The sequence below is a fragment of the Nocardia implantans genome (assembly GCF_035544775.1).
In the GTDB taxonomy this organism is placed as follows: Bacteria; Actinomycetota; Actinomycetes; order Mycobacteriales; family Mycobacteriaceae; genus Nocardia; species Nocardia implantans.
This window is the reverse complement of the sequence record NZ_JAYKYQ010000003.1, coordinates 95447-116635: the sequence shown is the minus strand read 5'-3', so window position 1 is coordinate 116635 and position 21189 is coordinate 95447. Positions and strand designations below refer to the sequence as shown.

Genomic DNA, 21189 nt, shown 5'->3' with positions numbered 1-21189 from the left:
GGAATCCGGTTCGGCGAGCCACGGGAGGGCGGGGCGGGTGAGCGCGGCGCCGGGGCACGCCGGCAGGCACTATCGTTGGGCCGTGCAGACAGGTCAGGACGCAGACGACGACGGGGGCCCACGGATCTGGGGTGGGACGACGCTCACCGAGCGCAGGGAGACGCGGCGGGCTGCGCTGTTGGAGGCGGCGCTCGATCTGATCGGCGAGTCCGGCGCCAGCGGGGTCACCATGCGGGCGGTGTGCCGCAAGGCCAATCTCACCGACCGCTATTTCTACGAGAGCTTCGCCAGCCGCGACGAGTTGCTGGACGTGCTCTACCGTCAGGTCGCCGAGGAATTCCTGGAACCGATGACGGCCTTCGCCGCCACCGACGACCCGTCCCGCGACCGCGCGCTGTCGGAGATCCTGGTGGACAAGGTGCTCGCCGACCCGCGCAAATCGCGGCTGTTCCTGGTCGAGCCGTATTCCAGCACCGGGCTCGGGCAGACCACCTTCGCGGTGATGCCGGTGTTCACCCGGATCATGCAGGACCATCTGTTCGCCCACATCGACGACCCGGTCAAGCGCAGGCTGGCGGCCGTGACCATGGCCAGCGGGAACGCGGGCATGTTCTCGGCGTGGCTGAACGGTTCGCTGCGCGCCACCAGGGAGCAGATCATCGAGCACTGCCTCGCGATGCTCACCGTCTACCGTTCGCTCTACCGTTGCTGACCGCACCGCATGGCGTCCGGACGGTCGGTCCCGGATCGGTTTCGCCAGTACGCCAGGGTGCTCTGCGTCCGGATGGTGGCGGCGTGATTGGGGCCGAGGGCACGCAGCTCCGCGACCAGCAGCACCTCCAGTTCCGCGACCGCGCGGGTCAGGTCGCCGTGCTGGGCGCGGCAGCCCGCGAGTTCGTTGCGGGTGTCGAAGGTGTCCGGATGATCCGGGCCGAGCACCCGCAGCCGGTCGCCGAGCAGTTTCTCCAGATCGGTGATCGCGCCGGCGAGGTCACCGCTGTCCGCGCGGTATGCGGCCAGTTTGCCGCGGGTGAGCAAGGTGTCGGGATGGTCGGGGCCGAGCACCCGTAGCCGATCGTCGAGCAGGCGGGTGAACTCGGCGCCCGCCCCGGCCAGATCACCGCTGCGCGCGCGGAACGCCGCGAGGTTGTTGCGCGCGCCGAGCGTGTTGGGATGGTCGGCGCCGAACACGCGCAGGTAGTCCGCCACCAGCTGCTCGAACTCCGCCCGCGCGCCCGCGAGATCGCCGCTGCCTGCCCGCCAGTACGCCAGGCTGTTGCGGGTGCGCAAGGTGTCCGGATGGTCGGCGCCGAGCACGCGGGCACGGTCGGCGCGCAACTGCTGGAACCGGGCGATCGCCCCGGCGAAATCGCCGACATCGCCGCGATTGGACGCCAGATTGTTCCTGGTGCGCAAGGTTTCGGGATGGTCGGGCCCCAGCAGGCGCAGCTGGTCGGTGAGCAGCTGCTCGAACTCCTCGCCCGCGCCGGCGTAGTCACCGCAGCGCGCGCGGTAGCTGGCCAGCCTGTCGCGGGTGTCCAGGGTGGCCGGGTCGTCGGGGCCGCACACACGCAGCCGGTCGGCGAGCAGTTGCTCGAAATCGGCGACGGCGCCGACCAGGTCGCCGCTCTCGGCGCGGTGATAGGCCCACCGTTCCCGCGTGGTGAAGGTGTCGGGATGGTCGGGCCCCAGCGACTCGGCGAAGTCGGGCGCCCAGGCGGCCCACAGATCGCGGTCGTCGGCCGATCTGCCGGTCTCCAGTTTCTCCAGGAAGTCGACGGCCAAGGCGGAATCGCCGTAGGCCAGGCAGTGCCGTACGGCCGCGCCGCGCGCGTAGTCGGCGGCCGGGTCGCTGTCGTCGGCCTGGATCGCCGCGACCAGGGCGCGGTGCGCGTCCGCGATGCGCACGCCGAGGCGACGGCATTCCGCCTGCAGCGCGGGCAGGAACGCACCGTGGGTCACGCCGAGCGACTCGCGAACGGTGCCGGGATGACTGCGGGTGACCAAGGTGCCGAGGTTCACGGCGATGTCGCGGACCCTGGCGGCGCTGAGGTCGACCCCGAGCGAGGACAGCGCCGCGTCCAGCAGTTCCAGCGGCAGCACCGGACCCACCCCCGCCGCGACGAGCACACCGAGCAAAGTCGCTGTGTCACTGGTGGTTTCCGGATCGAGCCCGCGTAACGCCGTCTCCACCCGCAGCGCGATGACCCGGTCGAGGCCGATCCCGGAGGCGACCGCGCCGTCGGTCAGCCCCGAAGCGACCTCCAGCAGCATGCGCGCGACCAGCCAGCCGCCTGCCACCACCCGCGAACCGCTCGCGTCCGTGGGAGTCTCCGCCAGCAAGCGCTGAATCCAGCCGATCCAGTCCACCGGGCCCAGCGGCGCCGTGCCGCGCGCGGAGTCCACCACGGCCGCGATGTCGTCGGCCGCCGGTTCGGCGACGTCGATCCGGTACATGTGCGCCAGCCCCGGATCGTCCTCGACGCCGGTGCCGGGCCGGATGCCGACGATCACGCGCACGTGCCGGAGATCTTCGCGGCGGGTCAGATCGGCGATCGCGGCCACCAGCAACCGCCTGGTTCCCTCCTGCGGCTGATTCAGCCCGTCGAACACCAGGGTGACCCGGCGCCCCGCCGTGGACAGGCGGGCCAACGGGCGGCGGACCAGGATGTCGAAGATGTCGAACTCGTCCCTGGGCCGGTGCGCCCTGGCCGCGCGCGCCGCCTCCCGGAAGCCGGGCAGGCGCGCGTCGAGTTGCGCGGCCAGCTCCGCCGCCACGGATTCCACCGAACTGTTCACCGTCAGGAACACCGCGGCGGTGATGTAGTCGGGGGTGACGGCGAGCCCGTCGACGAGGCTGGGCCGGATCAGCATCGCCAGCAGCGTGGACTTGCCCACGCCCGCCGGGCCGAGCACCGCGCGCAGGCGGTGGCTGCCCGCGTCGACGATCGCGTCGAGACGCTCGCGCACATCGGGCGTCAGCAGCAGGCGCCGGGTGAGCTGATCGACGAACCCGGCGGCGGAGCGCCCGCTCACCGCGTCGCGGTGGCGCGCGGTGTTGGGCACCAGCCACAGTCCGGGGTCGACGCCCTGCGTCGTGGACACCGCACCGGAGCTGAACGACAGATGCTGCGGCTGTTGGTGGATGCACTGCACGGCGATCGGATCGACCAGGTCCGAGGGCAGCAGGTTCTCCCCGCGCAGCGGCAGGCCCAGGTCGAAGGTGGCGAGCATGGTCCTGGTGAAGCAGCCGGAGTACGCGGGCCCGTCGCCGGAGGCGACCAGCAGTTCCATCCGGCCGCCCGACTGCGCCAGCAGATCGGTCCACCGGCGCGCGGCGCCTTGCACACCCTGACCCGCCTCGCAGGCGTCCACGAGCAGCACCAGCCCGTCCAGCGCGGCCCGGTCCAGCCGCTCACGGATCTCCTGGGTCAGGTGGAAGGCGTTGTGCGAGTTGGGATCACCGGGCGAATCGTGACCGAGCAGGTAGAAGTCCTCCGCGCTCGTCGCCACACCGTGCCCGATGAAGCCGAGCAGCAGGGTCGCCTGCCGCTGCGCCGCCGCCGTGAAGGCCGCGTCGACGGCCTCGAACAGTTGCGCGGCAGTGGGATTGAGCACCGGGCCGTCCAGATCGATCGCAGGCCGCCATCCGCCCGCTTCGGTCAGACTGCCGTACAGGCCGTTGGCGAGTTCCTCGGTGAATCCCAGTTCGCCCAGCGCCGCGCATTCCGACCCCACCACCAGCGCCAGCCGACCTCCCATGCAAGAAACATACCCGCGCCGCCGCGGCCGTTACGCCGCGCCGTCGCGCCGGTCCGGTACCGAAAGACGCTGCGGGAGACGTAGGGTGACGGTCCGGTGACCGGAAGAAGGAGATCACGCGATGACCGACCCGGTGGTGGGTTTGACGGGTACGCTCACATCGCCGATCCGAGGTGCCGGGACGCTGGGCGAGGTCCTGGTCGCGATTCGCGGGGGAACCGAGCTGTACATCGCACAGTCCACCGAGCCGATTCCGGCCGGTGCGGCCGTGCTGGTCATCGCGGTCCATCCGGGGCGCGTCGTCGACGTCGTCCCGTGGATTCCGCTCACCCCGGACCCGGCGGCAGAAACCTGAGAGAGCAAGGGAGACAGACGTGCTGGGTTACCACGTGCCGGACCCGGACGAGGCGATGCTGGTCAGCGGCGGCAAGAGCCGCGACAACGCGCCGTTCAAAGTAGTCATCGGACGCGGCGCCTGGGTCGTTCCGCTGTTCCGCAAGGTCCGCTATCTGTCGCTGGCGATGTTCGAAGCCGAGATCAAAGAGCGCTGCGTCACCAAGCAGGCGATCCAGCTCGACGTCCGCGCGGTGATCGCGTTCAAGGTCGCCAACGACACCCAGTCCATCGTGAACGCCGCGCAACGGTTCCTCTCCGAGCAGGAGCGGGAGATGTCGGTGCTGACCGGGCGCATCTTCTCCGGGCACCTGCGTTCGATCGTCGGCTCGATGACGGTCGAGGAGATCATCCGGGAGCGCCAGAAACTGGCCGACGAAGTGCTCGTCGCATCGAAGGTCGAGATGAGCAATATCGGCCTGTGGGTGGATTCCTTCCAGATCCAGTCCATCGACGACGGCAACCTCGGCTATATCGCCGCGCTCGCCGCGCCGCACAATGCCGCCGTCCAGCGCGACGCGCAGATCGCGCAGTCGCAGGCCGCGCAGGCGGCGGCGCAGGCCGAGCAGGAATCCCAGCGCAGGCAGGCGGAATATCAGCGCGAGACCGCGATCCTGCGCGCGCAATACCAGCGCGACATCGACAAGGCCAACGCGGAGGCGGCGCAGGCGGGCCCGCTCGCCGAGGCGATGGCGCTGCAGGAGGTGCTCACCGCCCAGGCCGAGCAGGCGCGCAAGGAGGCCGAACTGCGCGAGCAGCAGTTGCAGGCCGAGGTCGTCAAACCGGCTCAGGCGGAAGCGGATCGGGTGCGCATCCTGGCCGAGGCGGAGGCCGACCGCACCCGCATCCAGGCCGAGGCGGCGGCCTCGAACAACCGGATCGCGCTGGATCAGTTGTTGATCGAACAACTTCCGGAAATCGTGCGGCAGGCTTCGAACGGGTTGTCGAACGCGAATCTCACCGTGCTGAACGGACCGGACGGAGTGAGCGAACTGGTGAACGGAATGGTCGGTCAAGGACTCACCGTATTCAACTCGTTGCAAAAGGCGCTTTCCTCCGACGACGGCGAAAAGGCGCGTTAAAGTTGCCCAGTAGCGACGGCGACGAGGAGCGGGTGTTGGTGTCCATCGGGAAATTGGTGTCGTTCGACAGCTCTCGGGGATTCGGATTCATTCGGCCGGAGGACGGTGGACCCGACGTATTCGTCCACGTCAACGACATCGGCCTGGACGAGGACGAGTTGCGGCAGGGGCGGGTGTTCGAGTTCGAGGTGACCGAGGGCGACCGCGGACCCAAGGCGGTGAATCTGAGTGTGGTCGGTGGGTCGTCGGCGCCTCCCACGCGGCACAAGGGCAAGGACAAGCCGGGTTCGGGCCAGCTCACCGTCGCCGAGCACAAACGCCTGATCACCGAGCTGCTGCTGGACGCGAGCCCCGCGCTCACCGCGGGGGAGATCCTCACCATCCGCGACCGGCTCACCGCGTTCGCCGACCAGCACGGCTGGCTGGAGAACTGACCGGCGAAGTCCACGAACCTGTCGGGACCGCCGCCTACGATCGAGTCGAGGCCGCAGACCGATGAGTTCGGTCCGTGCGCTCCGTCGGTATGGGTGAGGATCGACCCCGAGGAGGATCGCGTGGATCTACCGGTGCTGCCACCAGTGCGGCCGATGCTGGCCAAATCCGTGTCCGCGGTGCCCCGCGAGCCCGGTCTGAGCTACGAACCCAAATGGGACGGCTTCCGTTGCATCGTGTTCCGCGACGGCAGCGAAGTGGAGCTCGGCTCGCGCAACGACCGGCCGCTGACCAGGTATTTTCCCGAGGTCGCCGAATTGCTGAAGCAGGCGCTGCCCGACCGCTGCGTGGTGGACGGCGAGATCGTGGTGGTCACCGAGCAGGGGCTGGATTTCGACACTTTGCAGAATCGCCTGCATCCGGCCGCCTCCAGGGTCGCCAAGCTGGCCGCGGAGACGCCGGCCAGTTTCGTGGCCTTCGATCTGCTCGCCCTCGGCGACAAGGATCTGACCGGGGAGCCGTTCGTCGAACGCAGGCGGCTGCTGGAGACGATCCTGGACACCGCGCTCGCGCGCGTGCACCTGACTCCGCTCACCCACGATCCCGACGTGGCCGAGGACTGGTTCACCCGTTTCGAGGGCGCGGGGTTCGACGGGGTGATGGTCAAATCCGACGACCTGGCCTATCTCCAGGACAAGCGGGTCATGCTGAAGGTCAAGCACGAGCGCACCGCCGACTGCGTGGTGGCGGGTTTCCGCTGGCACAAGGACGGGGCCGGGGTCGGCTCGCTGCTGCTCGGACTCTTCGACGACGAGGGCCGCCTGCACCACGTCGGCGTGGCCAGCAGTTTCACCGCGGCCCGGCGCAAGGAGCTGGTCGAGGAGCTGGCGCCGCTGCGGGAGAACGCGCTCGCCGACCATCCCTGGCGGGATTGGGCCGATGCCGCGGCGCAGGCGGCGGCGGAGGGCAAGATGCCCGGCGGCGTCAGCCGCTGGACCGGTGGCAAGGACCTGTCCTGGGAGGCGCTGCGCCCGGAGCTGGTCGCGGAAGTGCGCTACGAGCACGTGCAGTCGGGACGGCTGCGCCACGGCGGCAGGCTGGTGCGCTTCCGCAACGACCGGACGCCGCAGTCGTGCACCTACGCGCAGCTGGACGAGGTCGCGCCCGCGGAATTGAGCACGCTGTTCGGCGAAAGCGCCGCGCGATGACCGAGTCCGTCGACATCGAGACCGACGGCCGCACCGTCACGATCAGTAATCCGGGCAAGGTCTATTTCACCGAGCGCGGCGAGACGAAACTCGATCTGGTGCGCTATTACCAGGCCGTCGCCGAACCGTTCCTGAACGTGGTGGGCGGACGGCCACTGCTGCTGGAGCGGTATCCGGACGGGGCGTCGGGCAAATCCTGGTTCCAGAAACGGGTGCCGAAATCCGCGCCGGACTGGCTGCGCACCGTGGAGGTGTCCACACCCAACGGCACCACCAGCGACGCGCTCGTCGCCCACGATCTCGCCCACATCCTGTGGGCGGTGAACCAGGGGTGCCTCGGGTTCCACGTCTGGCCCAACCGCGCCGACAATCTGGAGATCTCCGACGAACTGCGCATCGACCTCGATCCTTCGCCCGGGATCACCTTCGCCGATCTGCGGCACGCCGCGATCCGCACCAGGGATCTACTCGCCGAACTCGGCATCGAATCCTGGATCAAGACCTCGGGGTCGCGCGGCTTGCATCTGTATTCGGCGCTGGAACCGAAATGGGACGGTTATCAGGTGCGGGCCGCCGCGGTGGCGCTGGCGCGCGAATTGGAGCGCCGGTATCCGGAGGACATCACCGCGCAGTGGTGGAAGGAAGAACGCGGCAACCGGGTCTTCATCGATTTCAATCAGAACGCGCCGCACAAAACGGTTTTCGGCGCCTGGTGCGTGCGGCCGAAGGTCGGCGGGCAGGTCTCGACGCCGATCAGCTGGGCGGATCTGGATTCGGTTGTGCCCGACGAGCTGACCATCGCGACCGTCCCGCCCCGCTACGCCGAATCGGGCGACCCGTGGGCCGACCGCGCGCCCCAGTCGATCGCGCCGCTGCTGGAGATGTCCGAACGGGATATGGCGGCCGGTCTCATGGACGCGCCGTGGCCCCCGCAATACCCGAAGATGCCCAACGAGCCGCCCAGGGTGCAGCCGAGCCGCGCCAGGAAGGCCGAATAGCGAGCGTTACTCGGTCCACAGCACCCAGGTGCCGCTGCGGCCGCTCACCTCGCACACCAGGGCTCGGCCGTCGGCGGTGCGCCCGGTCTTCGCGCCCGAGGCGTCGCACTTCGAACCCGCCTGCTGCACGGCGGTCGCGACGACGTGCGGGCCCGCCCACTGGTAGCCCCCGGAGGTGCTGAGACAGATCATGGTGCCGCCGTCGGCGGCGCTGCCGATCTGACCCAGCTGCGCCTCGGTGCACGACGAACCTTTCGTGACCGGTCCCTGGGGCGTCGCGGGAGTGGTCACGGCAGGGCTCGGCGCTGCCGCCGTCGTCGTCGCCACCGGCCGCTCGACGGTCGTGGGAATCGACGCGACAGGCGTCGGCGCGACCACGGCTCGGCGGTTCATCACGTCCGGCAGCCAGTTGCCGCTGAGCAGCACGAACCCGGCCACCGCGGTGATCTCGGCGACGCCGAGCAGCAACGCGAACATCGCCATGACCCGGCCGCGCGGATGGCTGAAGGCGATGAAGCCGAACACGATGGCGACCGGGAACAGTCCCAGCAGCGCCGCCACCAGCGCGACGATCGCGTACGGATTGACGATCGGCGGGATCTCCACCCGTAGTCGCCCGGTCCTGCGGCGACTCGGCGGCTGCTCGGGCCAGCGCTCGTCCTCGTCGTCCCAGCCGCCGTCGGGCTCGGGCTCCGACCAGCGATCCGCAGGCTGCGCCTGCGGCCAGCGATCAGCATCACGCCGTTCTGCCCGTGTCATTCAGGTCCCTCTCCACACCAACACACCGCGCAGGAACCTCGGACTGCCCGGACCCGCCCCGATATACCGACACAGAATAGGGCGCGCACGGCGAAAAGTTGATTCGAAGTGTCCAATTCTTGTGATCGGGCCGTGATAACCATGGTGCCGCAACTCGCGCGAATGTATTAGCCGGGGACCATGCTGGTCGACAGGCCACCGTCCTGACCGCAGCCTTCCGAGGAAGATTCGTGGCGGATAAGACGACGTCGACCGGGCGGGCTACTCCGCGGTGGCGCGTTGGGGCCGAAGATTTGCTCGAAGACAAACGCCGGTCCCTCCCGCGCCGAGTAGGGCTCCCCAAGGTTCTGCGTCGCCGGGACAGGTGAGCGCGGCGCCGCGAATCACCGGCGACGGCCCCGGTTCGCCGGACATCACCTCGTACCGCGCGCCCTGCGCCCGATTCGCCACCGACGGCGCGAGCTCACTGCCTGCGGTCGACCTTGGGCAGCGATTCGGTGACCAGCGTCAGCAACATGTCGCACAGCAGTTCGTGCACCTGCGCGCGGGTGAGCGTGCCGCGGGTGATCCATTCCCGGCCCGCGACCTTGACCAGCCCGCCGTAGGCGCGCACCATCGCGCGCAGTTCGGCGTCGTGCGCGGAATCGGCGAGGCCGACCATCAGCAGCAGACGCTCGGCCGCCGCGTCGTCGGCGGCGTCGAGGATCTGCTGCACTTCGGGATCGTCGCCGACGCCCTCGTGGCTGGTCACCTTCACCCAGGTGCTGCCGTGCTCGGCGATGGTGTCCAGCAGCCAGCGCACACTGGCGTCGACCCGCTCCCGCCAGCTGCCGGTGGGCACCACCATGGTGTCGAGCTTGGGCAACGTCACCATGCGCCGCACCACCGCGAGGTAGAGATCGCGCTTGTTGCCGAAATAGTGGTTGATCAGACCGCGCGCCACACCGGCGCGCTGCGCCAGCTCGGCGGTGGAGACGGCCGCGTAGGGGCGCTCGCCGAACATCTCGATCGCACAGGCGAGGATCTGCGCGCGCCGCTCGTCGGGTTCGAGCCTGCGGCGGCGCGGTAGCGCCGGGTCGGCGCCACCGTCCGCGGCCGCGCTCCTGGTGTCAGAGAGACCGGGCAATGAGATCCTTCATCACCTCGTTGCTGCCCGCGAGGATGCGCAGGACGCGGGCGCCGGTGTAGAGCTGGGAAATCGGATACTCCGTCATGTAGCCGTAGCCGCCGAACAGTTGCAGGCAGCGGTCAACCACGATACCGAGCTGATCGGTCAGCCAGTACTTCGACATGGCAGCGCTGGGAATATCGAGTTCGCCGCGCAGGTGTTTGCCGATGCAGTCGTCGAGGAAGGTGCGCGAGACCTTGGCGATGGTCGCGCACTCGGCGAGTTCGAACTTGGTGTTCTGCATCGCGAACAGCGGTTTGCCGAACGCTTCGCGGCCCTTGGTGTAGTCGACGGTGAGCTGCACCGCCTTCTCCATCATGGCGACCGCGATGATCGCCGTGACCAGGCGTTCCTGCGCGAGCATCTGCATCATCTGGTAGAAGCCCTGGCCCTCGGCGGCGCCGAGCAGGTTGGACGCGGGCACCCGCAGGCCGTCGAAGAACAACTCGGCGGTGTCCTGGGCCTTGCCGCCGATCTTGTTGAGGATGCGCCCGCGCTTGAAGCCGGGGGTGTCGTCGCCGACTTCGGCGAAGATCAGCGAGACACCGGCCGCTCCCTTGGCCGGGTCGGTCTTGGCGGCGATGATGATGCCGTCGCAGAGCCAGCCGTTGGTGATGAAGATCTTCGAGCCGGTGATGACGTACTCGTCGCCCTCGCGTACCGCGCGGGTCTTGATGTTCTGCAGGTCCGATCCGGTGCCCGGCTCGGTCATGCCGATGGACAGCACGATCTCGCCGCTGGCGGCCTTGGGCAGCACCCGCCGCTTGAGCTCTTCGGAGCCGAACTCGTACAGGTACGGCGCGATGATCGAGCTGTGCACGGGGATGCCCATCGATCCGTCCCCGGCGCGCGCCTGCTCCTCGATGATCGCGGCCTCGTGCGCGAAGGTGCCGCCGCCGCCACCGTATTCGGCGGGAATCGCCGGACACAGCAGGCCGAGTTCACCCGCCCGGTTGTACAGCGCGCGATCAGGGTGCCCCTGGGCGACGAATTTCTCCTCATGGGGCACGACCTCCTTCTCGAAGAAGGTCTTCGCCAGGTCTCGTACCGCCTCGACCTCGTCGTCACTCCACGCCGCGCGCGCCATCGCTCGATCCTTTGCTAGCTCCGGTCCGGCCCCGTGCCGGTTTCCGCCCCAGATTCCCGAACTATTGGCGAGTTGTCAACAAGTGGCGTGCGCGGTCGCCGCCGCCGTTCGCCCCTCCGGTTGACCAGGCCCGGCCGGAAGCGGAGGCGGGCGGTGCGACGGCCGGCCGGGAAGACCGCCGCCCGTGCCGCGTCACCGGTGGTGAGCTGCGCCATATTCGGGCGTTTCACCTTTCCCTCCATGGGTCAATCCTTCGTAGTGTCCGTATCGGAATTACTGACGTTGGGCACGACGGCGACGTGTCATCGGATCGGTAGCCGGCAGCGAATGAGGTAAGGACATGACCGAACTGCTCGACACCACCGAAACGCCCCGGCCGGACCGCGCCTGGACGGTCGACCGCGACGGGGCCGAACTCGCCGTCTTCGAATGGGGTGATGCCGCCGGGGAGCCCTTGGTGCTGGTGCACGGACTGACCGATACCCATCGCGTGTGGTCGACGGTCGCCGCCCTGCTGACCGACGGCTTCCGGGTCATCACCTACGACGTGCGCGGCCACGGCGAATCGGCCGTTCCGGCAGCACTGGCGCAGTATCGCCTCGGCACGCTGGCCGAGGACTTCTTCGCGGTGATCGACGCCGCCAGCCCGCACCGGCCGGTGCACGCGTGCGGCCACGGCTGGGGCGCGGTGCAACTGTGGGAAGCGGTCTGCGACGAGCGGGCCAAGACCCGCATCGCCTCCTTCACCGCCATCGCGGGCCCGAATCTCGATCATCTCGGCCTGTGGCTGCGCGCGCTGGCGCCCCACGCGGCCCGCGAACTCCGCGACCCGGGCTGGTGGTTGCACGGCGCGCGCTGGGCGCTGAGGCCCGGTCCGATGGCCCGCAGGCTCACCCCGCCCCGGGTGCGCGCCCTGCTCGTGGACAGGCTCGGCGCAGTCGCGCCGCTGCCCGCGCGGATCGCGCCCACCTGGCGCGGCGATCTGCTCGCCGGCGCGCGCATCGCGCAGGCGAATCTGCTGCATCACCTGGGCACGCCGCGGGTACGGCGGACCGCGGTGCCGGTTCAGCTGCTGGTCGACACCACCGATCCGTTCGTCCCTGCGGCCGTCTACGACGCCTCCGCGCGCTGGGTCGACAAGCTGTGGCGCCGCGCCGTCCCGGCGGATCACTGGCTGCCGATCACCGAGCCCTTGCTGGTCGCGGAGGCGATCGCCAACTTCGTCGACGATCTGCGCGCCGACCGCGCGGCGATCACCCCGCGCAGCAACTGAGCGGGGCCTACCGGCCGGGGCGTGGCTGACCGGGTGGGCGGGTTTGCGACAATGGGCCGGTCGTCTGCCCAGCTCGATGAAGGATGTCCGCACCCCCGATGGCCGAGAGCATGATTGATCCCGAGGACCTCGCGACCTGTCTTCGGGTCCTGGAGCAGGCCGGAGCGCTGGAGAAGGATCACCCCGACTCGGTGGCGGTGCAGCGAGCGGTCGGGCACATGTTCAAAAAGCTCAAGCAGCGGCGCCGCTCCGATGCGCGCGCGGCGGTGTCGGCGGCCGATCGCGCGGTGGTCGCCGCGACCGCGACCGGCTCACCGAACCGGATCGACGACGAGACGGCGGGCATCCCGATCAGTTCGAGCACGAACGGAGCCAGCGCTGGCACCTTGATCCGCCCGCGCCCCTGCTACATCTGCAAGCAGCGCTACACCCGGGTCGACGCCTTCTACCACCAGCTGTGCCCGGAGTGCGCGGCGCGCAGCCACGCCAAACGCGACGCCCGCACCGATCTGACCGGGCGGCGGGCCCTGCTCACCGGCGGCCGCGCCAAGATCGGGATGTACATCGCGCTGCGATTGCTGCGCGACGGCGCGCACACCACCATCACCACTCGCTTCCACAACGACGCCATCCGCCGTTTCGCCGCGATGGACGACAGCGCCGACTGGTTGCACCGGTTGCGCATCGTCGGCATCGATCTGCGCGATCCGGCCCAGGTGGTCGCCTTGGCCGACGACGTCGCCGCCCAGGGCCCGCTGGACATCCTGATCAACAACGCCGCGCAGACGGTGCGCCGCTCCCCCGGCGCCTACAGCGCCCTGGTCGAGGCCGAATCGGGACCGCTGCCCGCGGGCGCGCTGCCGGAAGTGGTCAGCTTCGGCAAGACCATGCAGGCGCACCCCACCGCGCTGACCGCCTCGCTCACCCCGGCGCTGACCGCCGCCGACGTCGCCGAACTGGCCTTGGTCGCCGGGTCGGCGACGCCGGATCGGATCGCGCGCGGCGTGGCGATCGACGCGGGCGGCCTGGTGCCCGACCTCGCGCACACCAACAGCTGGGTGCAGACCGTCGCGGAAGTGGATCCGACCGAACTGCTGGAAGTGCAGCTGTGCAATTCGGTCGCGCCGTTCATCCTGGTCTCCCGTCTGCGCCCGGCGATGGCCGCCGCCGCGGCGCGCCGGAAGTACGTCGTGAACGTCTCCGCCATGGAAGGGCAGTTCTCCCGCGCGTACAAGGGCCCTGGACACCCGCACACCAATATGGCCAAGGCGGCGCTGAACATGCTGACCCGCACCAGCGCCAGGGAGATGTTCGAGCAGGACGGCATCCTGATGACCGCGGTCGACACCGGCTGGATCACCGACGAGCGCCCGCACTACACCAAGCTCCGCCTCGCCGAGGAGGGTTTCCACGCGCCGCTGGACCTGGTCGACGGTGCGGCGCGGGTCTACGACCCCATCGTGCAGGGTGAGAACGGCACCGATCTGTTCGGCTGCTTCCTCAAGGACTACCAGCCCTCCCCGTGGTAGCCGCCGAGACGGGCTCCGCCGCGCCGGGGAAGGCTACGCTGGAGGCGTGCTGTACCGGCTGTTGGCCGACGCCACCGCCGTCACGCATTTCGCTTTCGTGGCCTACGTGGTGGTCGGCGGATTCCTCGCGTGGCGCTTCGGGCGCACGATCTGGCTGCACCTGCTCGCGGTCTGCTGGGGCTTCAGCACGATCGTGTTCGGCTTCGACTGTCCCCTCACGCATCTGGAGAACTGGGCCCGCGAGCGCGCCGGGGAGCAGCGGCTGCCGTCGAGCGGGTTCATCGACCACTATCTCACCGGCGTGATCTACCCCGAGAGCGCCCTCGGACTGGTGCGGGCGACGGTAGCGGCGCTGGTGGTGGCGTCCTGGCTCGGCTACGTCTCGGCGCTGCGCCGACGGGCCGCCCCGGCCGGTGCGCACGCACCGCGCTGACCACGGGTGCTCAGGCGCCGAGGTGACGGCCCACGAATTCGGCCACCTGCGCCCCGTGCTCGTCCAGATAGAAATGCCCGCCGGGGAACGTCGCGCGGTCGAATCCGCCGCTGGTGTGCGCTCGCCATTCGTCGGCCTGTTCGGGCCGCATCGTCGGGTCCTCGGTGCTGACCAGCGCCGCGATATCGGCGCGCAGCGGCTCTCCCGGCTGATAGCGATAGGTCTCGACCGCCTGGTAATCCGCGCGCACGGCGGGCAGCACGAGTTCGGCGAGGCCCGGCTCGGCGCGCAGCATCTCCAGCGGAGCCGGATCGGAGGCCAGCAGCACCAGGTCGTCGATGAGGGCGTCGTCGGAGGCCAGGTGCAGCCGCTTCGTCTCCTCGAATGCCGGTGCGGGGCGGCCGGATACGAACAGGTGGTGCACCGGCCGGCCGGCGCGCTCCAGTTCGCGCGCGGTCTCGAAGGCCACGGTCGCGCCCATGCTGTGCCCGAACAACGACAGCGGCTCCTTGCGGTCCTGCGCGAGCACCGCATGGGCGATCCGATCCGCCAGCGTGATCAGGTCGGTGATCAGGTTGTCACCCAACCGGTCCTGCCGCCCGGGGTACTGGACCGCGGAGACCTCGACGCCGGCACCGAACCGCTGGGCCAGATCCCGGTATGCCGTGGCCGAGCCCCCGCCCGGCGGGAAGCACAGCAGGTGATGCCGCGCGTTCGCGGCGGAGCGCAGGGTCCGCAACCACTCCGAGCCGGTGTCGCCGCCTGCCACGTTCGATCTCCCTTCGGTCGCCGGTCCCGCCGCGCGGCCGGACCAGACCACGGTAGTCGCCCCGGCTGCCGGACCGGGTCGAAGCCGCCACGAACCCGAGGTCACCGCGGCCGGGTATGACCGCGATCGGCGCGCCGCGATCACAATCCGACCCAGCGGTGCCGAAGTCGTGATCCCCGGGTTCGGTCGGGGGGGGGGGGAACGCGTCCGCGTCACCGGTCAGGACGACCGCCGCGACGAAGGCGCTGGCGGCGGATCGATCGGCGCATGCCCGCCGGGGCCGATCGGGCCGAGCACACAACCGCACTGGCGGCGCTGCGGCATCCGGCTCGATGGGATCCGCGGCATGATCCGTGCCGCCGAGGCCGCTCAGGCACGAAGGCCAGCGGATCTCTGTACCGACGCGGGCACTGTTCGCGGAGGCTGCTACGGCGCCAGGCGTGCCGAACGGCTCAGACCTCGCCGGGGCCGGTTTGGGAGAGCCGCTGTTCGAGTTCGATGATCCGCTGCCGACAGTCGGCCAATTCCGCTGAGCGAGAATCCATTTCGTCGGTGAGCTGAGCGATCCGGCCGAGGTAGCGGTGTGCGGGGTGGTCGGCCCAGTAGGCGCCGGCGCGGCCGTACTCCCGCGCGCGATCGACGTCGTCCGCGGCGACTCCCGCCGCGATCGCGTCCGTCGCCGCCGCGGCGAGCGCCGCCTCGAGCTGCCGCACGCGCAATCGCGTCGCCTGGTCGTGACCGGCGGTCCCGAGCGCCGCGCGCTCGGCGGCGAGGTCCTGGATCTCCCGGAGGTATCCGGCGTTCTGCGCGTCCTGCACGGCCATCAGCTCGTAGTCGAGGGTGATGGGCGCGGTGCGAACCCGGTCGGGCAGCAGAGCCGCGCGCGGCCGCAGGTCGATACCGAAGACCGGAACCCGCTCCCGCGCGGCAGAACCCGGCTTCTTCCTGATCGCCGGGACCGTGTATTCCGCGCTTCCGGCGTAGACGTTCGTCATCGTCGACCTCACCTACGGCCGCCGCGCCGCGATGCGGCACGACCGGCCGTGTTCTGCCCCTCTGCCCGCACGTGACGGGCGAGTCGTCGGATCGGCGCGGCGTCACCGCGCCGGGTGCTGCGGTGCAGCATGGGGACATCTTGGCCGAAGCCTCCGGTTCCGCGCCCGCCACTATCCTCACTGGCGAGAAAAGCGCTCGCACAGACTGTTTCGCACGAGCAGTGTCGAATTCCGGTCCAGCGCGGGGAACCAGGAAGCATCCGCGCGGACGCCCGCGCTCGTCAGCATTCCACCCGCTACCTCGGCGGCGTTCATGGGCGAATCGGTGGTCGCCGTCCGAGCGACCCGGCGGGCCAGACCCGGACGAGCGCGCCATCCTGGCGGCGACCGCACCGCCGGATCGAGTCGCCTCGCGCCCGCGCGCGAGGCCCGCTGGGCTCCGACACGAATCACCGCAGGTGACGCCACAGAACGACGCCGCGGCACGGCGACCGAGGTCCACACCGGCCGTGGTCGCGGTGACCACGGCGCCCGAGTTCGCCGCGACGGCAACTAGGCTGAAGCGAGTGAACACGCACGCACGGCTCGTCCAGGACTACGAGGCCGGTATCGGTGTCACCGCCTCGCGCATCTCCCCCGCGCCGGATCCGGGTAGCAATCTCGCCGCGACATTGCCGGTGTGGGCGCTCGCCGCCGGTTCGGTCGCGGCGCTCACCGCCGCGGCCAACCGCATGCGCGCCGCACGCGGTCTGGAGCACGTGGCGCATCGCATCGATCCGGAGCGCATCACCGCGGCCTTCTCCAGCGAGCGGCTGTTGCGCATCGGCGACCGCGTGCCGACACCGTTCGCCGAGCTCTCCGGCTTCTTCCCGACCTTCGACGGATGGGTCCGCACGCACGCCAACTATCCCCATCACCGGGCTCGGCTGTTCGCCGCGCTCGGCCTGCCCGACTCGGCACCCGTCGACCTGGCCGTCGCCCAGATGGCCATGATCCGGGCTTCCGACCTGGAGAACCTGGCCGCCGCGCAGGGCGCGATCGCCGTCCGGGTCCGCACCGAGCAGGAGTGGACCGCGAGCCCGGAGGGACAGGCAGCGGCGGCGGGCCCGTTGGTCGCGATCGACCCGCGCGCCGACCGCGGGGAGGCCGGGCTACCCGCGGGCGCGACACCGTTGCAGCCGCTGCGTGGATTGCGTGTGCTCGATCTGACCAGGGTGATCGCGGGCCCGGTCGCCACGCGGGCGCTGGCCTTGCTCGGCGCGGAGGTGTTGCGGATCGACCCGCCGCAGATGCCGGAGATCCCCTGGCAGTTCGCCGACACCTGTCAGGGCAAGCGCTCGACATTGGTCGATCTGCGCACCGACGGCATCGATGACCTGATCGCCGCCGCCGATGTGCTGATCACCGGATACCGGCCGGGCGCGCTGGAACGCGCCGGGGTACGGGCAGCCGCCCGCGCCGGGTTGATCCACGGGCGGGTGTCCGCGTGGGGTGAATCCGGTCCGTGGGGTGAGCGGCGTGGCTTCGACAGCATCGTGCAGGCCGCGTCCGGCATCTCGATCCTGGAGGGCGCGCCCTCCGTACCCGGCGCGCTGCCCGCGCAGGCGCTCGACCACGCGTCGGGTTATCTGCTCGCCGCCGGTGTGATCGACGCCTTGGTCGCCCGTAGCCAGGACGGTGCCGGGCGGGACGTGCGCGTGGCCCTGGCCCGCACCGCGTCCTGGCTGCTCGGCGCGCCGGACCGCACACCGCGTCACCCCGGGGCCGCGCAGCCGAACGCGGCGCTGGGGGTACGGCACGGGCAGGTCCTCACCGCGCCGCCCGTGCTCGCCGAATACTCCGACTACGCCTGGCCCGCGCCCGCCTACGGCGGGGACCGTCCGGCCTGGCCACTGCCCGCGCACTGAGCCGTCCGGCCGGGGCGCCGCGGGGATTCCGTCGTCGAACGGGCCGCTAGCCCTCGCCCCCGGTCAGTGCGGCGACCGCCTGTGCCAGGCGGTCGCCGTCCGGGAGGTTCGCTTCCGGCGCGATGGTCCGCAGCACGCCGAGCCCTTGGACGAGCACGAAATACAGCTCGGCGATCGCCTCGGCCTGGTCCTCGCTCAGCCGCGGGTGCGCCTGCCTGAGCGCGTCCGCGATGTCCCGGTAGGCCCCCGGCAGGCTCTGCGCGAAGAACTTCTGCAACTGCGGCGAGCGGGCGACGCGGACCAGGTTCTCCATGCTCGCCAGCATGCTGTCGTGGTTCTCGGCGAACACCGCGGGCATGCCGTTCCACAGCGCGGCGAACGCCGCCAGCGGCGCGGCGCCGCCGCCCTCGCGAATCTTCCGCTCCATGCTGTCACCGATCGCGGTGCCGAGCGAGTCGGTCAGCGCCTCGGTGATCAACTGGTCCTTGGAGCCGAAGTGGTAGCCGATCGCCGCCAGGCTCACCCCGGCCGCCGAGGCGATGTCGCGGGCGGTCGCCTTGGCGACGCCCCGCTCGATGATGACTTTCCGTGCTCCCGCCAGCAGATCCTCGCGATTTCCCATGTACCGAGGCTACAACGTCTTAGACATACGTACTAGACGTATGTCCTATCACCTGCGATCACCGAGCTATCGACACCTCGGCGTCACACCGGCGCCCCCGCTCGCTAGTCTCGTGCCGTGCGGCAGAAGATCCTCCTGGACGTCGACACCGGCATCGACGACTCGCTCGCGCTGCTGTACCTGCTCGGCTCCCCCGAGGCCGAGATCACCGGGATCGCCGCCACCGCGGGCAACGTCGCGGCGGCGCAGGTGGCGGCGAACAATCTGGCCTGGCTGGACGTCTGTCACGCGCCGGACATCGAGGTCGCGCTCGGCGCGGCCGAACCGCTTGCGATCCCGCTGCGCACCACCGAGGACACGCACGGACCCCAGGGCATCGGGTACGCCGAACTTCCCCCGTCGCCTCGCCGCCTTTCGCCGCGATCGGCCGCGCGGATGTGGGCGGATCTGGTGCGCGCGCATCCCGGCGAGATCGTCGGCCTGTGCACCGGGCCGCTGACCAACCTCGCGCTCGCCTTGCGGATCGAACCCGAGCTGCCGCTGTTGCTGAACCGCCTGGTGATCATGGGCGGCGCGTTCAACCACCCGGGCAACACGACACCGACCAACGAGTGGAACGTGCACGTCGACCCGGAGGCCGCCAAGGAGGTCTTCGACGCCTTCGCCGCGGCCCCCGCCCAACGTCGGCCGATCGTGTGCGCGCTCGACATCACCGAGACCATCGAGATGCGGCCCGAGCATCTGGTCCGCCTCGCCGAACGCGCGAAAAGCTACCCGGTGGAGGTCGTCTCCCCTGCCGATCCGCCCGAGGCCCGTTCATCGGCGAGCAATCCGATCGTCCGGTACGTCACCGATGCCGTGCGGTTCTACTTCGACTTCCACCACGGCTACGACTTGGGCTACGTGGCCCATATGCACGATCCGTTCGCGGCCGCGGTGGCGCTGGACCCGGCGCTGGCCCGCACCCGCCCGGCGACGGTGGACGTCGAACTGGCGGGCACCATCACTCGCGCGACCACGGTCGCCGACTGGACGGGCATGTGGGGCCGGGAGCCCAACGCCGAGATCGTGATCGGCACCGACCAGGAGCTGTTCTTCGAGCGACTGATCGCGCGGGTCGGCGACCTCGCGTGCACGGTGCATCCGCCCGCGACGCAGGAGGTCCGATGAGCGACGCCGACGAGACGACGTACCTGTCCGGATTCCGCGACCGGCTCGGGCTGCCCGGGATCATCGATGTCCATACGCATTTCATGCCGGACCAGGTCCTGCGGAAGGTGTGGGCGTACTTCGACTCGGCGGGCCCGCTGATCGGCCGCACCTGGCCGATCACCTATCGCGCCGACGAGCAGGTTCGCTTGAAGACGCTGCGGGACTTCGGGGTTCGCGCGTTCACCGCTCTCGTGTATCCCCACAAGCCGGACATGGCCGCGTGGTTGAACGAATGGACCGCCGATTTCGCGGCGCGCACCCCCGATTGCCTGCACACCGCCACGTTCTTTCCCGAACCGCGGGCGGCGAGCTACGTACGGGAGGCCGTCGAGCGCGGCGCCCGCGTCTTCAAAGCACACGTCCAAGTCGGCGGCTACCATCCGGGCGATCCGCTGCTGGACCCGGTGTGGGGCCTGCTGGAGGACGCGCGCGTCCCGATCGTCATCCATTGCGGTTCCGGCCCCGCACCGGGAACGCACACCGGGCCGGAACCGATCGCCGGCGTGCTGCGGCGTTTTCCGCGCCTGCGCCTGATCGTCGCGCACATGGGCACGCCGGAGTACTCCGAATTCCTCGATCTGGCCGAGACGTACGCCGACGTGCGGCTGGACACCACGATGGTGTGGACCGATTTCTCCGAGGCCGATGCCCCGTTCCCGGTGCACGAGCGCGCCAGGCTGCGCGCCTTCGCCGACCGCATCCTGTTCGGTAGCGACTTCCCCAACATCCCGCATTCCTATGGTCATTCGATCGAGGCGCTCGAACGGCTCGATCTGGGTGACGACTGGTTGCGGCGGGTCTGTCACCACAACGGGGCGGCGCTGTTCGGCCTCGCATAGCCGGTTTCGACCGGCTCGGGTTGCCACACCTGGGTAGCCGAAATCGGATCATCGCTGCTAGGTTGACCGTATTTACTTGGAGGCCAACGCTATTCGGCCGCAAAGCTGCGATACGGCCGCTGTCGCAAGATGGTGCAGGGAAGGAAGCCTCGAATGATCACGGATCCGACGCTCATCCGGATCGGTCAGGCCGTGCAGCTCAGCCACAGCGGCGAGCGGGAGGCCGCTCGTCGCCAGTTCGCCGAGATCTGGGACGAGATCGGCGGCGAGGAAGGGGACCCCCTGCAGCGTTGCACGCTCGCGCACGCGATGGCCGACGTGCAAGACGACGTGCACGAGGAGCTGATCTGGGACCAGCGAGCGCTGGCGGCCGCCGACCTCATCACCGATGCGCGGGTCGCACAAGCGGGGGTGTCGCTTCCGGTGGCCGGCCTGCGTCCCTCGCTTCACCTCAATCTGAGTGAGTGCTATCGCAAGTTGGGCGATCTCGATCGTGCTCGTGAGCACCTCCAGCGTGCGCGGGAGACGATCGGCGCGCTCGGCGACGACGAGTACGGACAGCTGATCAGGGACGGACTGGAGCAGGTGGCCGAACAGCTGCGCCGAGCCGGCATCGGATGACCGCAGAGGCGAACACCACGACCGCGGGAATGTGTGTTCGAATATCGGCGTGATTCGAAGTCGATCCTGGTCGTCGTCCAGCTACTGGCCTGCCGGCCGC

20 protein-coding genes are annotated in these 21189 nt (G+C 70.0%); 13 read left to right on the top strand and 7 right to left on the bottom strand.

Features of this window, described 5'->3' with window-relative positions; translation table 11 throughout:
* Nucleotides 1-82 precede the first annotated feature (82 nt).
* Nucleotides 83-712: a TetR/AcrR family transcriptional regulator gene (locus U3653_RS08380; RefSeq protein ID WP_195079056.1), complete on the top strand. Its 630-nt coding sequence runs from the start codon at nucleotides 83-85 to the stop codon at nucleotides 710-712.
* On the opposite strand, the gene U3653_RS08375 is transcribed toward U3653_RS08380, so the two are convergent.
* Nucleotides 700-3762: a tetratricopeptide repeat protein gene (locus tag U3653_RS08375; protein ID WP_195079055.1), complete on the bottom strand. Its 3063-nt coding sequence runs from the start codon at nucleotides 3760-3762 to the stop codon at nucleotides 700-702. The two genes, U3653_RS08380 and U3653_RS08375, sit on opposite strands and share 13 nt — an antisense overlap.
* Before the next feature lie 121 nt (nucleotides 3763-3883).
* Here U3653_RS08375 and U3653_RS08370 point away from each other — a divergent pair, with 121 nt between their 5' ends.
* The 5 genes from U3653_RS08370 (at nucleotide 3884) to ligD (ending at nucleotide 7875) form a co-directional block, all read left to right on the top strand.
* The gene (locus U3653_RS08370; RefSeq protein ID WP_067799437.1) at nucleotides 3884-4117 is read left to right on the top strand and encodes an NfeD C-terminal domain-containing protein; all 234 of its coding nucleotides are present in this window, start codon (nucleotides 3884-3886) and stop codon (nucleotides 4115-4117) included.
* 19 nt (nucleotides 4118-4136) lie between these two features.
* Complete coding sequence (locus U3653_RS08365; RefSeq protein ID WP_195079054.1) at nucleotides 4137-5237, top strand: SPFH domain-containing protein; 1101 nt, start codon at nucleotides 4137-4139, stop codon at nucleotides 5235-5237.
* Nucleotides 5238-5269: 32 nt separating this feature from the next.
* Entirely contained in the window at nucleotides 5270-5671 is a 402-nt protein-coding gene (locus U3653_RS08360; protein WP_195079420.1) for a cold-shock protein, read from the top strand.
* 120 nt (nucleotides 5672-5791) lie between these two features.
* Nucleotides 5792-6877, top strand: coding sequence for an ATP-dependent DNA ligase (locus tag U3653_RS08355; RefSeq protein WP_195079053.1), 1086 nt, complete (start codon nucleotides 5792-5794; stop codon nucleotides 6875-6877).
* Nucleotides 6874-7875, top strand: coding sequence for a non-homologous end-joining DNA ligase (ligD, locus tag U3653_RS08350; RefSeq protein ID WP_195079052.1), 1002 nt, complete (start codon nucleotides 6874-6876; stop codon nucleotides 7873-7875). The genes U3653_RS08355 and ligD overlap by 4 nt, the downstream gene beginning before the upstream one ends.
* 6 nt (nucleotides 7876-7881) lie before the next feature.
* Here ligD and U3653_RS08345 read toward each other — a convergent pair whose 3' ends face one another.
* From U3653_RS08345 to U3653_RS08335, 3 genes are all read right to left on the bottom strand, one after another.
* Complete coding sequence (locus U3653_RS08345) at nucleotides 7882-8634, bottom strand: DUF4190 domain-containing protein (protein WP_195079051.1); 753 nt, start codon at nucleotides 8632-8634, stop codon at nucleotides 7882-7884.
* Between the two features lie 463 nt (nucleotides 8635-9097).
* Complete coding sequence (locus U3653_RS08340; RefSeq protein ID WP_195079050.1) at nucleotides 9098-9760, bottom strand: TetR/AcrR family transcriptional regulator; 663 nt, start codon at nucleotides 9758-9760, stop codon at nucleotides 9098-9100.
* Nucleotides 9744-10889 (bottom strand): acyl-CoA dehydrogenase family protein, encoded by a 1146-nt coding sequence (locus tag U3653_RS08335; RefSeq protein WP_195079049.1) that lies wholly within the window; start codon nucleotides 10887-10889, stop codon nucleotides 9744-9746. The genes U3653_RS08340 and U3653_RS08335 overlap by 17 nt, the downstream gene beginning before the upstream one ends.
* A 340-nt stretch (nucleotides 10890-11229) precedes the next feature.
* On the opposite strand from U3653_RS08335, the gene U3653_RS08330 reads away from it, so the two are divergent.
* The 3 genes from U3653_RS08330 to U3653_RS08320 all read left to right on the top strand — a co-directional run bounded on the left by U3653_RS08330 (nucleotide 11230) and on the right by U3653_RS08320 (nucleotide 14124).
* A complete protein-coding gene (locus tag U3653_RS08330; protein WP_195079048.1) occupies nucleotides 11230-12162 on the top strand; it encodes an alpha/beta fold hydrolase in 933 nt (310 codons plus the stop codon).
* Between the two features lie 98 nt (nucleotides 12163-12260).
* Nucleotides 12261-13691, top strand: coding sequence for an SDR family NAD(P)-dependent oxidoreductase (locus U3653_RS08325; RefSeq protein ID WP_195079047.1), 1431 nt, complete (start codon nucleotides 12261-12263; stop codon nucleotides 13689-13691).
* A gap of 46 nt (nucleotides 13692-13737) precedes the next feature.
* Nucleotides 13738-14124: a DUF2784 domain-containing protein gene (locus U3653_RS08320; protein ID WP_195079046.1), complete on the top strand. Its 387-nt coding sequence runs from the start codon at nucleotides 13738-13740 to the stop codon at nucleotides 14122-14124.
* Nucleotides 14125-14134: 10 nt separating this feature from the next.
* On the opposite strand, the gene U3653_RS08315 is transcribed toward U3653_RS08320, so the two are convergent.
* Entirely contained in the window at nucleotides 14135-14893 is a 759-nt protein-coding gene (locus U3653_RS08315; RefSeq protein ID WP_195079045.1) for a thioesterase II family protein, read from the bottom strand.
* 452 nt (nucleotides 14894-15345) lie between these two features.
* Nucleotides 15346-15888, bottom strand: coding sequence for a hypothetical protein (locus U3653_RS08310; protein ID WP_195079044.1), 543 nt, complete (start codon nucleotides 15886-15888; stop codon nucleotides 15346-15348).
* A 566-nt stretch (nucleotides 15889-16454) separates the two neighbouring features.
* Between U3653_RS08310 and U3653_RS08305 the strand changes: the two genes are divergently transcribed.
* On the top strand, nucleotides 16455-17795 hold the full coding sequence (locus U3653_RS08305) for a CoA transferase (RefSeq protein ID WP_195079043.1): 1341 nt from the start codon (nucleotides 16455-16457) through the stop codon (nucleotides 17793-17795).
* Between the two features lie 46 nt (nucleotides 17796-17841).
* Here the strand turns inward: U3653_RS08305 and U3653_RS08300 are convergent, their stop codons facing one another.
* Complete coding sequence (locus U3653_RS08300; RefSeq protein ID WP_195079042.1) at nucleotides 17842-18417, bottom strand: TetR/AcrR family transcriptional regulator; 576 nt, start codon at nucleotides 18415-18417, stop codon at nucleotides 17842-17844.
* Between the two features lie 117 nt (nucleotides 18418-18534).
* On the opposite strand from U3653_RS08300, the gene U3653_RS08295 reads away from it, so the two are divergent.
* From U3653_RS08295 to U3653_RS08285, 3 genes are all read left to right on the top strand, one after another.
* Complete coding sequence (locus U3653_RS08295; protein ID WP_195079041.1) at nucleotides 18535-19587, top strand: nucleoside hydrolase; 1053 nt, start codon at nucleotides 18535-18537, stop codon at nucleotides 19585-19587.
* Nucleotides 19584-20468, top strand: a complete 885-nt coding sequence (locus U3653_RS08290; protein ID WP_195079040.1) for an amidohydrolase family protein — start codon at nucleotides 19584-19586, stop codon at nucleotides 20466-20468. The genes U3653_RS08295 and U3653_RS08290 overlap by 4 nt, the downstream gene beginning before the upstream one ends.
* 153 nt (nucleotides 20469-20621) lie before the next feature.
* Nucleotides 20622-21089 (top strand): tetratricopeptide repeat protein, encoded by a 468-nt coding sequence (locus U3653_RS08285; RefSeq protein ID WP_195079039.1) that lies wholly within the window; start codon nucleotides 20622-20624, stop codon nucleotides 21087-21089.
* The last annotated feature ends 100 nt before the right edge of the window (nucleotides 21090-21189 follow it).